This window comes from Actinokineospora xionganensis, from assembly GCF_014323725.1.
In the GTDB taxonomy this organism is placed as follows: Bacteria; Actinomycetota; Actinomycetes; order Mycobacteriales; family Pseudonocardiaceae; genus Actinokineospora; species Actinokineospora xionganensis.
This window is the reverse complement of sequence record NZ_JABVED010000003.1, coordinates 308,503-322,932: the sequence shown is the minus strand read 5'-3', so window position 1 is coordinate 322,932 and position 14,430 is coordinate 308,503. Positions and strand designations below refer to the sequence as shown.

Genomic DNA, 14,430 nt, shown 5'->3' with positions numbered 1-14,430 from the left:
AGGTGCGCGCACCTGTCCCGTTCTCATTCGGTTCAGCGGGGCGTGAGGACCAACGGGACCACGGGTCCGGTGAGCGCACCCAGTTTCGGTGTCACCGCGTAGGTGCCCGCCGCGACCGAGGACCGCTTCGACGGGCAGCCCGGGGCCGAGGTGCGGCCCGCCCAGCTCACGTCGTACTGCTTGCGCTCACCCGGCTGCAGAATCGTCGGCTCGGCGCCCTTAGGCGAGTAGCAGTCGTTGCTCGACCAGATCCGGTTGGCGCCGTCCGGCGTGGTGATCAGCAGTTCCCGCAGTTCGTGGCCGAGGTCCCGGGTGCAGGGCGCCGGACCGGAGTTGACCACGACCAGGCTCAGCTTCGGCCGCTGCCCGACCTGGTAGGACGGCGCACCCAGTTCGGCGGTGACGATGGTCGTCGCGTCCGGGCAGGGCTGGTTCGGGTCCGGCGGCGGCGGGGGCGGCTCGGTGGGCGCGGGCGGGGCCGCCGCGACCGAGGTCGTCGGCGCGGCGCTCGTGGAGGACTCCGGGGCGCTCGGCGCGGTGGACGGCGGAGCGCTGGCGGGGATCTCCGCGGCGGCGCCCTGGACCTGCTGCTGGTCCTCGTCGGAGCCGATCAGGGCACCGATGAGCCACACGAGCAGGATCACGCCCAGCACCGCCCCGGCGACGGCCAGCGCTCGTCTGCGCAGGTAGACGGCCCGGGGGTCGGCTTCGGATGGGTCGATCATCACCGAAACGGTAACGCCGCGACTACCTCCGGCAAGGTATTGCCCTCAACCCGATCGGGGGTGTGTCGTATCGGACAAATGCCACTATCAGTGAGATTCGTCTATTCACTCTTGTCCGGGACGTGGGAGGGACGTTCCAATCACTGGGCACACGATCCACCTGACCTGGAGGTTCCCATGGCCGCCATCGACGACCTGCTCCAGCGCCATCTGGATGGGCCCGACCACGGTGCCCCGAACATCCTCACGCCCGTCCCCAGCCTCAACCTGGCGGTCGTGACCTGCATGGACGCTCGCATCAAGGTATTCGACGTGTTCGGACTCAAGCACGGCGAGGTGCACATCCTGCGCAACGCGGGCGGGGTCGTCACCGACGACGTGATCCGGTCGCTGTCGATCAGCCAGCGCAGGCTGAAGACCAAGGAGGTGATCGTCATGCAGCACACCCTCTGTGGCCTGATGACAATCACCGAGGACGAGTTCAAGGACGAGCTCGAACAGGACACCGGCCTGCGCCCGCCCTGGGCGGTCGAGTCGTTCCGTGAGGTCAAGGACAGCGTCCGCCAGTCCGTCGAACGAGTGCGCCGCAGCCCGTTCCTGCTGCACCACGACGTCCGCGGCTTCGTCTACGACGTGAACACCGCCCTGCTCACCGAGGTCGACTAAATTCTCGAGGCGATGGACGTCATCGCCGTAGTCGACTGGTTCGACACCAACGCCCGCGACCTCGCCTGGCGCGCCCCCGGCACCACCGGATGGGGCGTGCTGGTCTCCGAGATCATGCTGCAGCAGACCCCAGTGGCCAGGGTCGAGCCGATCTGGCTGACCTGGATGGCCCGCTGGCCTGTGCCCTCCGCGCTCGCCGCGGAGAGCCAGGGCGAGGTGGTCCGGGCCTGGGGCAAGCTCGGCTACCCGCGCCGGGCGCTGCGGCTGCACGCCGCGGCGGAGGTGATCGCGACGGAGCACGGCGACGTGGTGCCCGCCGACGTGGACACCCTGCTCGCGCTGCCCGGCATCGGCGCCTACACCGCCCGCGCGGTGGCCGCGTTCGCCTACGGCCTGCGCGCGCCGGTGGTCGACACCAACGTCCGCCGGGTCGTCGCCCGCTCGGTCCACGGTGCGGGTGCGGCCGGGCCGCCGTCGACCACCCGGGACCTGGCCGACGTCGACGCGCTGCTGCCCGCCGACCACGCCACCGCGGCGCGCGCGTCGGCCGCGCTGATGGAGCTGGGCGCGGTCGTGTGCACGGCCCGTTCACCCCGCTGTGTGGATTGTCCGGTGCTGTCCACCTGCGCCTGGCAGCGCGCGGGCCGCCCGGCCTACACGGGCCCTTCCAAGGCTCCGCAACGGTTCGCGGGCACCGACCGGCAGGTGCGCGGGCTGCTTCTCGACGTGCTGCGCGGGTCGGCCGAGCCTGCCGCCAAGTCGCGCCTGGACCTGGTTTGGGCTGACAGTGGTCAACGAGACCGGTGCCTCGACTCGCTGTTGGTCGACGGTCTGGTCGAGCAGACCGCTGATGGACTGTTCGCGCTACCCGGCGAACATTGACCTTGGGAGGTCCAGTTGGCCCTCACCCGCCGCGACCTGATCCGAACCGGTGCGACCCTGGGGCTGACCGGTTCCGCCCTGTCCGTGACCACGTTCACCGCTGGCGCCACCGGCGAGCCCAAACCGAAGGTCTGGACGACCGCGCAGTGGGCGGCGCGCCCGCCGAAAGAGCCGATCGAGGTGCTCGCCCGGACGCCCACGTACATCGTCGTGCACCACACCGCGACCAAGAACAGCGAGGACCTGAGTAAGGAGCAGGCCTTCAAGCTGTCCCGGGCCATCCAGACCTACCACATGGACAGCCGCGGGTGGATCGACAGCGGACAGCAGTTCACCAACAGCCGGGGTGGGCACCTGACCGAGGGGCGCCACCGCAGCCTCGAGATCGTCGGCGACGGCGCGCACCATGTCCGGGGCGCCCATGTGGCCAACCGCAACAGCGAGGTCATCGGCATCGAGAACGAGGGCACCTACACGACCGTCGACATGCCCAAGGCGCAGTGGGACTCGCTGGTCGACCTGGTCACGTTCATCGCCCGCCAGTACAAGATCAAGCCATCCGAGATCTGCGGCCACCGCGATTTCGCCAACACCCAGTGCCCCGGCGACGTGCTTTATAAGCGGCTGCCGGAGCTGCGCGAGGTCGTAGGCGAGCGGCTCGCCGTGCCGGTCGCCCAGCCCAAGTTCTGGCCGCTGCTGCGACCCGGTGACACCGGCCCGAAGGTCTTGGCCGCCCAACACCTGCTGCGCGATCGCGGTGAGCGCGACGTCCCGACAGACGGCGTCTTCGGACCGTCGACGTTCGCCGCGATGAGCCGGTTCGCGCGAAGCGCCGGGTTGCCCGACGAACCGTGCTACGCCACCGCGGTCGCTGACGAGAGCGGCCTGATCGGCGGCGCAGCGTGGCCGCTGTTGATCCGCCAGGTCGACCCGCGCGGCGACAGCGACGCGGCGAAGGCGGCACGCGCCCTGTCGGCGGAGGGGCCGGTCGTCGAGACCCAGGACTGGCGGGCGCTGCTCCACGGGTAGCCGGCACGATCTCGACCATGGCGCAAGGTGTCGTGTTGATGTTCGATCCAAAGGCCGACCGCCAGGTCCGGGACCTGTGGGCGAAGCTGGACGCGGCCGGGCTGCCGACCGAGCGCAAGTTCCCGCCGCACCTGACGCTGGCGATGGCCACGGACATCCCGGCCAAGACCCGCGCCGCGCTGAAGAGCGACCTGCGGATGTTGGCCGTGCCCAACATCGGGCTCGAAGCGCTCTCGACGTTCTCGTCGACGGAGAACGTCCTGATGCTGGCCGCGGTGACCGACGGTGAACTGCTGGCGGTGCACTCGGCAGTACACGACGTGCTCGCGGGCCGGGTCCGAAACCCGAGCGCCTACTACCTGCCGGGCGCGTGGATGGCGCACTGCACCCTGGTCCACGGGGTCACGCGGGAGCAGATGGTCACGGGCTTCGACGCCCTGTTCCCGGTCACGCCGATCCGCGTGCGCGCCCGCCAGATCGCCGTGCTGGACACCGCGAGCGACGAGATCGACGTTCTAGTTGATCTCTAGCGGTCTAAAATCTCGGAAAGGAATGCCTCGACGGCTCCCCGGTATGTGTCCGGCGCGTCGTTGTGGACCACGTGGCCCGCGCCTTCGACGATCAGGTGCCTGCCGTCCGCGCGTTTGGCGATCTCCGCCTGCTGCCCCGGCGGCATCATCGAGTGCTCCGCCTCGATGGCCAGCAGCGGGCACCGCACCCGGTCGACGAAGTCCCAGTAGTCGTGCTCGCCCCACTCGCCCGCGATCTCGAACAGGTCGTCGATCGAGGCGATGAGCCGGTAGCCGCCGTCGCGTTCCTCCACGCACTCCGCGAAGTAGGGGCCCAGAGCGCCGAAGAACTCGTGGACGTGGCCGAGCGACGGGAACGGCGTCGGCCAGGCGTCGAACATCGTCCGCCACCCGTCGGCGGTGCGGCCGCGCAGGTCGACGGCCATGTCCTCGACGACGACCGCGCGGACCAGATCCGGATGCTCGGCGGCGGCTCCGAGGGCGTGCAGGCCGCCCATCGAGTGTCCGATCACGACGGACGGCCCGAGTTCGGAAAGGACATCGGCGACATCGGCGACGAAATCGGGCGTGCGCCAGTGGCCGCCGCGGTGTGGGCTGCGCCCGTGGCTGCGGGCGTCGATCCCGACGACCCGGCCGTACGCGGTCAGCCACCGCGCCACCGGCCACCACGTGCTCGCCCGGCCCATCAGACCGTGCAGCAGCAGGATCGGCTGACCCGCACCACCGAACTCGACCAGCATGGGACCGAGTCTGCCGGAAGCAACCTCGGCTACACAGCCCGCGCGCCATGATGGACTCATCCCCTACGGCTGGAGTGTCCTGGATGTACTCGGTTGTCCGCGTGTGCTGCGTTCTGCTCTCGGCGGTGGCCTTCACCGCCTGCACGAACGCGCCCGAGCCGAGTTCGCCCGCACCGTCGTCGCCCCTCGGCTCGGCTCAGGTGGCGCCGCCGTCGGCCGACGGCATCGGCGACCCGTACTACCCGAACGACGGCAACGGCGGCTACGACGTCGAGGGATACGCGGTCTCGCTGAGCTATGACCCGGCGACGAAGGTGCTCGACGGCGACACGGTGGTCACCTCGACCGCGTCGGACGCGCTGTCGACGTTCAACCTGGACCTGATCGGGTTCGAGGTGTCGGCGGTCGAGGTCGACGGCAAGCCCGCCAAGTTCGAGCGCGAGGGCGAGCACGAGTTGGTGATCACCCCGGCGGCCGAGGTCGCCAAGGGCGCGAAGTTCGCCACCCGGGTCCGCTACAAGGGCGAGCCGCAGCCGAGCGAGGACAAAGGCCTGGGCGCGGGCGGCTGGCAGATCTCCCGGTCCGGCGGCGCGTTCGCGGCCGGTGAGCCGCACGCGGCGAGCCACTGGTTCCCGGTCAATGACCACCCCATCGACAAGGCGACGTTCCGGCTCTCCGCGCGGGTCCCCGACGGGTGGAGCGTGATCTCCAACGGCATCGAGGAGCCCCCAGTCGCCGAGGGCGGCTGGACGACGTACACGTGGGTCGAGCCGAACCGGCTGGCCACGTACCTGACCACGATCGGCATCGACAAGTGGACCTTCGAGCGGTCCACGCTGGCGAGCGGGACGCCGGTGGTCAACGCGTACGCGCCCGGGACGGAGGACAAGAAGGCCGTCCAGGCGCGGATGCCCGAGGTCCTGGACTTCCTGAGCGAGAAGTTCGGCCCCTATCCGCAGAGCGCGGCGGGCGGGATCTACCTCAACGAGAACATCGGCTTCTCGCTGGAGACCCAGGGCAGGCCCATCTACGCGAAGTGGGCCGAGCTGGAGGTCGTGGTCCATGAGCAGGCCCACCAGTGGTTCGGCGACTCGGTGTCGGTCAAGGCGTGGGCCGACATCTGCCTCAACGAGTGCTTCGCCTCCTACGCGCAGTGGATGTGGGCCGAGGCCAAGGAGCAGGCGAACCTCGACGACCGGTACCGCACCCAGGTCGCGCGCAACCACGAACGTGAGCGCTACTGGAACCGCAAGCTCTACGACATGGGCGCGGGCAACGAGTTCACCGCCGTCTACGACAAGGGCCAGTTGGCGCTGCACGCGCTGCGCAGGCAGATCGGCGACCCGGCGTTCGACCGGCTGCTCGAGGGCTGGATCGCCAAGCACCAGGACAGCAACGCCAGCTGGCCCGAGTTCGAGAAGCTGGCGGGCGAGGTCTCCGGCCAGGACCTGACGGCCTTCTTCGACGCCTGGTTCCGCTCGGCGAGCGAACCCGCCGACGAGTTCCTCTACCCGGGCAGCCTGCGCAAGTAGATTCGGTCGGCATGGACTATGTGGTGGTCAACGGTGTCGCGGTCGAGGTGGCGGGCGCGGGCCCGCCGCTCGTGCTGCTCCACGGGATCCTGCAGGACAGCCGGTCGTGGCGGCCCCAACTCGAAGAGCTTCGGGACGACTTCACGATCGTCGCCTGGGACGCTCCGGGCTGCGGCCAGTCGGCTGACCCGCCGGAGACCTGGCGGTTCGCCGAGTACGCGGACTGCCTGTCGGCGGTGATCGCCGCGCTGGAACTCGACCATCCGATCGTCGCCGGACTGTCCTGGGGCGGCGCCCTGGCGATCGAATTCCACCGACGCAACCCCGGGGTCGCCTCCGGGCTGGTCCTGGCGAGCGCGTACGCGGGCTGGGCGGGTTCGCTGCCGCCGGAGGTGTGCGCCGAGCGGTTGGAGTCGTGTCTGGCCCAGTCGGAGATGGCCCCGACGGACGTCGTATCCGCTTGGTTGCCCGGCCTGCTGACCACCGACACCTCGGCCGACGAGGTCACGGCGATGATGTCCGACTTCCACCCCAGCGGCTTCCGGACCATGGCCCACGCGATGGCCGAGGCCGACCTGCGCCCGGTGCTGCCGACTATCGACGTGCCGGTGCTGCTGCTCTATGGCGCCGCCGACAAACGCGCGCCGGCGGAGACGGTCGGCGCCGCCCTCGGCGCCCCGATCCGCGACTCGCGCCTGGTGGTCATTCCGGGGACGGGCCACCTGTGCAACCTCGAACAGCCCGAGCGCTTCAACGACGCGATCAGGAATTTCAAGTCCGAAGAGCTCGCAAAGCGCGTGGCTGTCGACTAGCCGGTACCGACACCTGAAGGCAGATCGGGCGTCGTAGATGTGACGACTGGAGTCGTGACCGTACTTGACGGGGACTGGCCATCGGAGTTCCAGGGGAATCGGATTCCCGTATCAAAGAACACCGCCACGACGAAGACCAGAATCGCGATGACAAACGCCCCGACCGTGGCGATTTCCGCAGCGATGGTCAGCTTCGGTCGAGTCACGATGGTCATCATGCCGAAGGAGTCCCAGCGCGTCGATCACGACCGTCGCTCGGTGCCGGGCGCGTGGCTGCCGCTGTGCATGGACGGATGTGGGCCTCGGCCGAGTCGAGCTAGGCTCAGGTCATGGCTGTAGTGAAGATCAACGCGATTGAGGTTCCCGAGGGCGCGGGCCCCGAACTGGAGAAGCGCTTCGCCGCGCGGCTCGGTGCCGTTGAGGGTGAGCCGGGGTTCCTCGGCTTCGAGCTGTTGCGCCCGACTTCGGGTGAGACTCGCTACTTTGTCTACACCCGGTGGGAGACCGAGGAGCACTTCCAGGCCTGGGCGAACGGCTCGGCTCGGCAGGCGCACGCCGGTGAGCGGGCGAAGCCGGTGTCGACGGGCGCCAGCCTGCTGGAGTTCGAGGTGGTGCAGAGCGCGGGTCCGCGCGCGGGCGAGTGAGAGCGGCGTTAGACCAGGCCGCTGAGCTCGTCGCGGCGGCGGAAGCCGTCATGGTGTGCGCGGGCGCCGGGATGGGGGTCGACTCCGGCCTGCCCGACTTCCGTGGCGACGAGGGGTTCTGGCGGGCGTACCCGCCGTACCAGCGGCTCGGGCTGAGCTTCGTCGAGCTGGCCGACCCGGTCCACTTCGGCAGCGACCCGGAGCTGGCGTGGGGCTTCTATGGCCACCGCCTGGCCCTTTACCGCGCCACCGTCCCGCACAGCGGTTTCGACATCCTGCTGGATTGGGGCGCGCGCGCCTTCACCTCCAACGTGGACGGCCAGTTCCAGAAGGCCGGGTTCACCGAGGTCGCCGAGGTCCACGGGTCGATTCACCACCTGCAGTGCTCGCTGCCGTGTCGGTCGACCATCTGGCCCGCCGACCCCGTCGACATCGATGTCGACCCCGAGACGATGCGGGCGACCGGCCCCCTGCCTGAGTGTCCGAACTGCGGCGCCCTCGCCCGCCCGAACATCCTGATGTTCGGCGACTACACCTGGGTTCCCGACCGCAGTCAGCGAGACCTGGACACACTCGCGACCTGGCGACGCGGAATGCATGGGAAGCGGCTGGTGGTGGTGGAGATCGGCGCGGGCAACGCGATTCCCACGGTGCGCAGGCAGGCGGAACTCTCCAGCGCGGCCACGGGGGCGTTGATCCGGATCAACCCTCGGGAGCCGGAGGTTCGGCACGGGCGGGGGATCTCGCTGCCCATGCCAGCGGCGGCGGCCCTGGCCGAGATCCAGTCCCGGCTGGGCTGACGGTCACCGTGGGAGCGCGACCTCGGCCACCACAGCGTTGTGGTCGCTCCCGGGCAGGTCGTAGACCTTCACCTCCGCCACCCCCAGCCGCCGGTCGACCAGCACGTGATCGATCGTCACCGGCGGCCCGTACGGGAAGTGCGACCATGTCGGCCGCATCCCCTCCCCCACCACCTCGGCGCTGTCCCAGTAGCCCCGGTCCATCACCCCGTGCAGCGCCTCGTGGTCCAGGGTCGCGTTGAAGTCGCCCGCCAGGATGCGGGGGCGTCCCTTCGAGTCCGAGGACGGCAGCGCCTCAAGATCGGCCTGCCAGCGGCGTCTGCCTTCCTCGTTGAGGACCGGCGGGTACGCGTGGACCGACACGATCTCGACGTCGGTGTTGCCCGAGAGGTCCACCACCGCCGCGGGCTGGTCGTGGAAGCTTCCCTGGACGAGCACGATCTGCCGTAGCGGCACCTTCGCCAGGATCGCCGACCCCGAAGTGCCACCCGCGGGCTGGGCGACGCGGTGGGGCAGCAGCCCGGGCAGACCTGCCGCGTCGAGGGCGTTGAGCGCCTGAGGGGTCAGCTCCTGCAGGACGAGCACGTCCGCTTTGGCGTCGCGGGCGAGCCTGATGACGGTGGGCGCGTCGGCCTTGCCCATCAGGAGGTTCGCCGTCATCACCCGCACCCGCTGGCCGGTGGGCAGCGGCTCACCGTCGGCGAGGTAGCGGGGGATCAGCAGGAATCCGAAGGCGATCGACAGCACCAGGGCGGTGAAGGTGAGCAGCCGTCGCCGCAGGACCAGGGAGAGGAATGCGAGCAGCAACCCGGCCGCGGCCAGGTAAGGAGTGAGCGCGATCGCCGCCGTCGTGTACCGGTTGAGGTCGAATCCGCCCAACCGGAGCACGCACAGTCCCAGCAGTGCCAGAACGAACAGCGCGAGAACCGCCGTGACCCACCGTCTGCGCCGGACGGGGGCCTCCCTCGGTTCCTCCAAGGCGTCGTCGAGTCCCCAGGTCACGGCCGTCCACTCTCGAATCCCATGCCTCCATGATCCCGCACCGGACCGACACCGACCGGGATGTCGTCGGCCGTGTCCGGTCCTGTCACTCGTCCGACCTGGCTGACAGCGCGCTGTGCGCGGTCCGACAGCGCCCGGCGACACGCTGGCCTGGACTGAAGGAGGGGACGCCGATGTCCAACGCGATCGAAGCCGAGGGCTTGGTCAAGAGGTTCGGTGACACCGTCGCGCTCGACGGGGTCGATCTGGCGGTACCCAAGGGAAAGGTGCTGGGGGTGCTCGGCCCCAACGGGGCGGGGAAGACGACGGCGGTGCGGGTGTTGGCGACGCTGCTGCGCGCCGATGCGGGGTCGGCTCGGGTCTGCGGGTTCGACGTGCGCACCCACGCGACCACCGTGCGTGGCCTGATCGGTCTGACCGGCCAGTACGCCTCGCTGGACGAAGACCTGTCGGGGACCGAGAACCTGGTGCTGATCGGCAAGCTGCTCGGCCTGTCCAGGGCCCAGGCCCGGGTCCGCGCCGCCGACCTGCTCGCCCAGTTCGAGCTGACCGAGGCCGCCGGGCGGGCGGTGAAGACCTACTCCGGCGGCATGCGCAGGCGGGCCGACCTCGCGGCAGGTCTGGTCGGTCGACCAGAGGTGCTCTACCTCGACGAGCCGACCACCGGCCTTGACCCGCACAGCCGCAACGAGGTGTGGTCCACGATCCGGGGCCTGGTCGAGCTGGGCGTGACGGTGCTGCTGACCACCCAGTACCTGGAGGAGGCCGACCAGTTGGCCGACCTGATCACGGTGATCGACCACGGCAGGGTCATCGCCACCGGCACCCCCGACGACCTCAAGCGGCGCACTGGCGGCCAGACGCTGCAAGTGCGGCCGACGCTGGCGCGTGACGTCTCGACGGTCGCGGCGATCCTGCGCGACCTCACCGGCGAGCCGCACGTGGACCTCGAGACCGGCCTGCTCACCGCCCCCGTCGACGACCCGATGCTGCTCTCGACCCTGGTGCGCAGGCTGGACGACGCGGGCGTCACCGTCGACGAACTCGCTCTGCGGCTGCCCAGCCTCGACGAGGTCTTCCTCGCGATGACCGGCCGCACCCGCACCTCCGAAGGGAGCGCGGCATGACCACCGCGACACTCCACATTGGACCGAATCAGGCCATCCGACACGGATTGGCGCTGGCGGGCCGCAGTGTCATCAAGATCCGCAAGAACCCCGAGTCGCTGCTGGACGTGACCCTGCAGCCGATCATGTTCCTGTTGCTGTTCGTCTACATGTTCGGCGGTGCGCTCAAGGGCAGCACCAGCGAGTACCTGCAGTTCCTGGTGCCCGGCCTGATGGTGCAGAACATCGCCTTCGCCAGCCTCGGCACCGGGATGGCGCTCAACGCCGACATCGGGAAGGGCGTCTTCGACCGGTTCCGCAGCATGCCGATCGCCCGGTCGGCGCCGCTGGTCGGCGCGGTGCTCGGCGACATCGTCCGGTTCGTGATCACCCTGGTGGTGCTCGTCGGCTTCGCGATGATCCTCGGTTTTCGGGTGCAGACCGAACCGGTCCGGTTCCTGATCGCCGCCGGCCTGATGATCCTGTTCGGGCTGTGCCTGTGCTGGGTGTCGGTCTGGGTCGGCATGCTGGTCAAGACCCCGCAGGCGGTGCCCGGCACGCTGTTGGTCTTCATCTTTCCGCTTACCTTCGGCAGCAACGTGTTCGTCGACTCGTCGACCATGCCGGGCTGGCTGCGCGCGTGGGTCGACATCAACCCGGTCACCCACCTCACCGAGGCGGGCCGCGGCCTGCTGCTCGGCGGCGACTGGACGGCGCACGCAGGCTGGGCGTTCGTCTGGGCGCTTGGGATCGCCGCGGTGTTCTTCCCGTTGGCGCTGCGGGCCTATCGCGGGCGCGTGGGCTGACCTGCGCCCAGCACCGCGCGCAGTTCGGCCACCGCCGCGACGCGGTCGAGGGCCCGGCCGCCGCAGACCGCGCCGGTCCGGGCCCCGACGCCGATCTTGGCGTCGATCGCCGCCTCCAAAGTGGACAGATCCGGGTTTCCGAGGTCCGGCGTCCCGCGGATCGCGACGCTGATCCCCAGCAGGCGAGCGGCGGCGGTCGCGTCGCCAGCGCACATCAGTGCCCCCGCGGTCGCCTCCGCGACGGCCGCGGTGACCGGGAGGTCGGGCAGGGCCTGGATCGCGTCGAAACCCTCCCGGAGATCGGCGAACGCCGAATCGGCATGGCCTGCTTCGACGGAGATCTGCGCCCTGGCCACGAGATGGGCCACCCACCAGTGCGGCGCCCAGACGGGGACGTCGACCATCGCCGCCTCCGCCTCGGCGAGCACCTCACGGGCCCGGACCAGCTGCCCGCGTTGTCTGAGCACAGTGGACAGCCAGGCGTAAAGGGCGGCCACGTTCTCGGCCGGACCCCGCCCCCGGGCCAGGGTGATCGCGTCGAGCAGGGCCCGCTCCCCGGCCTCCGGCTCCCCCGCCCTGGTCAACTGGATGCCGAGTTTGCCCATCAGCGTGGGGATCTCGTCCAGGGCGCCGAGTTCCTCGACCAGCCGCAGTGACTCGCGGTGCGCGGCGATCGCAGCGGCGTGCTCGCCGCGAAGGGACTGGTGTTCGGCGAGGGTCCAGATGGCGATGCCCTGGCCCCAGCGGTCACCGGTCTCGCGGAACGCGGCCAGCGCCCGCCGGGCGAGGTCGTCGATGCCTTCGGGCTCGCTGAAGTTCTCCCGCACGAATGCCAGCGCCAGCAACGAGATCCCGCGCGTCCACAGGTCCGGGTGGTCGAGCCGGGACTCCAGCTCGGCGATGGCGCCTTCGACGTCGCCGGAGAGACTGGTGAGCATCGGCCCGACCATCCCCAGCATCGGGTAGTGCTCGATGGCGTCGGTCGCGGCGAGTTCGGCCAGCAGCTCCCCCAGCACGTCGGACTGCGGAATCCCGCCCTGCGGGTCGAACGCGCCGATCGTCCGCAGCGCGGCGCGGGCGTGGGCGGGCGCGGGGCCAGGCAGCGCGCTCGCCTGTGTGGCGAACGCCGGCGCCTCCTGCTGCCCGCCCACCAGCAACCAGAACCACATCGCGCGCACCGCCAGCCTGCACGCGAGATCCGCGTCGACCACCGTGATGGCGTAGCGCAGGGCGGCGATCAGGTTCTCCTGGTCGGCTTTGAGCCGGGCCAGCCAGTGGATCTGCTCGCCGGTGCGCAGCTTGGGCTCGGTTTCCTCGACCAGGGCAAGGAAATGCCTGCCGAACAGGTCGCGGATCCGTGGCGTGGCGCCGGACTCGTCGAGCCGCTCGGCGGCGTAGGCCCGAACGGTCTCCAGCATCCGGTAGCGCACCTGCCCGTCGCGCCCGTCGCCGACGAGCACGAGCGACTTCTCCACCAGCGACGCCAGCACGTAGACGACGTCCTCGGCGGGCTGCTCGGCCACGGCGGCCACCGCCTCGAGCGTGCCGGGGGCGTGGAACACCGACAGCCGCGCCGCGAGGTCGCGTTCGGCATCGTCGAGCAGACCCCAGCTCCACTCGACCACGGCACGCAGCGTCCGGTGTCGCGGCAGCGAAGTGCGGCTGCCGCCGGTCAGCAGCCGGAAGCGGTCGTCGAGCCGGTCGGCGACCTGGCGGACCGTCATGGACCGCAGCCGGGCGGCGGCCAGTTCCAGCGCCAGGGGCAGGCCGTCGAGGCGGCGGCAGATCTCCACGGCGTCGGCGTCCACCGCGAACCCGGGTGCGGCCGCCGACGCGCGGTCGGCGAACAACCGGACCGCGTCGGAGCCCGCGACCTCCTCGGCCGAGGTGTCCGCGGGCAGCGCGAGCGGCCCGACCTGGAACACCGCCTCGCCGGTGATCGCGAGCGCCTCCCGGCTGGTGGCCAGCACCGTGAGCCGGGGGCACCGGGCGAGCAGGGCGTCGGCGAACGCGGCGGCGGTGACGATGAGGTGCTCGCAGTTGTCGAACACGACAAGACAGCGCTGGCCGGACAGCACCTCCGCGACCCGGTCGAACGCCGCGTGCGCCCGCATCCCAGGCCCTTCCATCAGCGGCGACTCCCGCACGCCGAGCGCGGCTAGGACAGCGGCGGACACATCCTCTGGCGCACGGACCGCGGCGAGTTCGACGAACCACACCGGACCGTCCACAGTCGCCGCCAGCTCCACGGACAGCCGGGTCTTGCCCGCGCCGCCCGGACCGACCAGGGTGACCAGCCGCGACGACTTCAGCAGGTCGCCGACCGCGGCCAGCTCGCTCCGCCGGCCGACGAAACTCGTCCGGGCAGCAGGCAGCCCGCGGTTCGGCTTCGCCGGGGCCAGGTCACCGCGCAGCACAGCGAGGTGGAGGTCGCGCAATTCGGCGGCCGGATCGACCCCAAGCTCGTCGGCCAAGGCGGCGCGGACCCGCTCGTACGCGGCGAGCGCGTCCGCCTGCCTCCCGGCGAGGGCCAGGGCGCGCATCAGCTGACCGGCGGGACGCTCGCGCAGCGGGTGGGCGGCGGTCATGGCGGTCAGCTCGGCGATCACCTCGGTGCCCAGCCGCAGGTCGGCCTCGACCTTGTCCTCCCGCGCGGCGATCCGCAGCTCGTCGAGCCGGGTGATCACCGGACCGGCGAACGGCGCGTCCTGGATGCCCGCCAGCGCCGGTCCCCGCCACAGCGCCAACGCCGCCCGCAGGGTGTCGGCCGCCGCCGCGACACGGCCGTCCCGCAGTGCCGCCCGCCCCTCGGTGACCAGCCGCTCGAACTCGTGGACGTCGACATCGGCGGGCCCGATCGCGAGCCGGTAGCCGTTCGGGTCGGACTCGACGACCTCGGCGCCCACGGCTCGGCGCAGGCGGGAGACCAGCGTGTGCAGGGCATTGGTGGGCGGCTGCTCGGCCCACAGGGCGGCGATGAGGGTCGGGGTCGTGACGACCTTGCCCGGCTCCAGCGCCAGCCTGCCGAGCAGCATGCGCAGCCGGGTGCCGCCAAGTTCCGACCCGGACACCCGAAGCGGGCCAAGCAAGTCCACCTGCACCCGCCCAGCCTGCCACGGGGTTACCGCTCTCATCCCCGCATTTCCCCCTCGAAAG

15 protein-coding genes are annotated in these 14,430 nt (G+C 70.7%); 10 read left to right on the top strand and 5 right to left on the bottom strand.

Features of this window, described 5'->3' with window-relative positions:
• Window positions 1–32 precede the first annotated feature (32 nt).
• Window positions 33–725: a hypothetical protein gene (locus GPZ80_RS07790; RefSeq protein WP_187219504.1), complete on the bottom strand. Its 693-nt coding sequence runs from the start codon at window positions 723–725 to the stop codon at window positions 33–35.
• A gap of 177 nt (window positions 726–902) precedes the next feature.
• Between GPZ80_RS07790 and GPZ80_RS07785 the strand changes: the two genes are divergently transcribed.
• Genes GPZ80_RS07785 through GPZ80_RS07770 form a run of 4 tightly spaced genes read left to right on the top strand, consistent with a single transcriptional unit; the run spans window position 903 to window position 3,832 of the window.
• Window positions 903–1,391 carry a beta-class carbonic anhydrase gene (locus GPZ80_RS07785; protein ID WP_187219502.1) on the top strand — a complete coding sequence of 163 codons (489 nt, stop codon included), beginning with the start codon at window positions 903–905 and terminating at the stop codon, window positions 1,389–1,391.
• Between the two features lie 12 nt (window positions 1,392–1,403).
• Window positions 1,404–2,273 carry an HhH-GPD family protein gene (locus GPZ80_RS07780; protein ID WP_187219500.1) on the top strand — a complete coding sequence of 290 codons (870 nt, stop codon included), beginning with the start codon at window positions 1,404–1,406 and terminating at the stop codon, window positions 2,271–2,273.
• 15 nt (window positions 2,274–2,288) lie between these two features.
• Complete coding sequence (locus GPZ80_RS07775; RefSeq protein ID WP_187219498.1) at window positions 2,289–3,302, top strand: peptidoglycan recognition protein family protein; 1,014 nt, start codon at window positions 2,289–2,291, stop codon at window positions 3,300–3,302.
• Between the two features lie 38 nt (window positions 3,303–3,340).
• Entirely contained in the window at window positions 3,341–3,832 is a 492-nt protein-coding gene (locus GPZ80_RS07770; RefSeq protein WP_246476853.1) for a 2'-5' RNA ligase family protein, read from the top strand.
• Here the strand turns inward: GPZ80_RS07770 and GPZ80_RS07765 are convergent.
• On the bottom strand, window positions 3,829–4,572 hold the full coding sequence (locus GPZ80_RS07765; RefSeq protein ID WP_187219494.1) for an alpha/beta fold hydrolase: 744 nt from the start codon (window positions 4,570–4,572) through the stop codon (window positions 3,829–3,831). The genes GPZ80_RS07770 and GPZ80_RS07765 overlap by 4 nt on opposite strands.
• A gap of 83 nt (window positions 4,573–4,655) precedes the next feature.
• On the opposite strand from GPZ80_RS07765, the gene GPZ80_RS07760 reads away from it, so the two are divergent.
• Both GPZ80_RS07760 and GPZ80_RS07755 read left to right on the top strand, forming a co-directional pair.
• Entirely contained in the window at window positions 4,656–6,104 is a 1,449-nt protein-coding gene (locus tag GPZ80_RS07760) for a M1 family metallopeptidase (RefSeq protein ID WP_187219492.1), read from the top strand.
• Window positions 6,105–6,115: 11 nt separating this feature from the next.
• On the top strand, window positions 6,116–6,916 hold the full coding sequence (locus GPZ80_RS07755; RefSeq protein ID WP_187219490.1) for an alpha/beta fold hydrolase: 801 nt from the start codon (window positions 6,116–6,118) through the stop codon (window positions 6,914–6,916).
• On the opposite strand, the gene GPZ80_RS07750 is transcribed toward GPZ80_RS07755, so the two are convergent.
• Window positions 6,913–7,122, bottom strand: coding sequence for a hypothetical protein (locus tag GPZ80_RS07750; protein WP_187219488.1), 210 nt, complete (start codon window positions 7,120–7,122; stop codon window positions 6,913–6,915). The genes GPZ80_RS07755 and GPZ80_RS07750 overlap by 4 nt on opposite strands.
• Before the next feature lie 123 nt (window positions 7,123–7,245).
• Here GPZ80_RS07750 and GPZ80_RS07745 point away from each other — a divergent pair, with 123 nt between their 5' ends.
• Window positions 7,246–7,560 carry an antibiotic biosynthesis monooxygenase family protein gene (locus GPZ80_RS07745; protein WP_187219487.1) on the top strand — a complete coding sequence of 105 codons (315 nt, stop codon included), beginning with the start codon at window positions 7,246–7,248 and terminating at the stop codon, window positions 7,558–7,560.
• A 50-nt stretch (window positions 7,561–7,610) separates the two neighbouring features.
• Window positions 7,611–8,360: an SIR2 family NAD-dependent protein deacylase gene (locus GPZ80_RS07740; protein ID WP_187219784.1), complete on the top strand. Its 750-nt coding sequence runs from the start codon at window positions 7,611–7,613 to the stop codon at window positions 8,358–8,360.
• Between the two features lie 3 nt (window positions 8,361–8,363).
• Here GPZ80_RS07740 and GPZ80_RS32515 read toward each other — a convergent pair whose 3' ends face one another.
• A complete protein-coding gene (locus GPZ80_RS32515; protein ID WP_187219485.1) occupies window positions 8,364–9,362 on the bottom strand; it encodes an endonuclease/exonuclease/phosphatase family protein in 999 nt (332 codons plus the stop codon).
• 173 nt (window positions 9,363–9,535) lie between these two features.
• Here GPZ80_RS32515 and GPZ80_RS07730 point away from each other — a divergent pair, with 173 nt between their 5' ends.
• Together GPZ80_RS07730 and GPZ80_RS07725 are read left to right on the top strand one after the other, a co-directional pair.
• Complete coding sequence (locus GPZ80_RS07730) at window positions 9,536–10,489, top strand: ATP-binding cassette domain-containing protein (protein WP_187219483.1); 954 nt, start codon at window positions 9,536–9,538, stop codon at window positions 10,487–10,489.
• Entirely contained in the window at window positions 10,486–11,274 is a 789-nt protein-coding gene (locus tag GPZ80_RS07725) for an ABC transporter permease (RefSeq protein WP_187219482.1), read from the top strand. The genes GPZ80_RS07730 and GPZ80_RS07725 overlap by 4 nt, the downstream gene beginning before the upstream one ends.
• Here GPZ80_RS07725 and GPZ80_RS07720 read toward each other — a convergent pair.
• Complete coding sequence (locus tag GPZ80_RS07720; RefSeq protein ID WP_187219480.1) at window positions 11,253–14,408, bottom strand: AfsR/SARP family transcriptional regulator; 3,156 nt, start codon at window positions 14,406–14,408, stop codon at window positions 11,253–11,255. The two genes, GPZ80_RS07725 and GPZ80_RS07720, sit on opposite strands and share 22 nt — an antisense overlap.
• Between the last annotated feature and the right edge of the window lie 22 nt (window positions 14,409–14,430).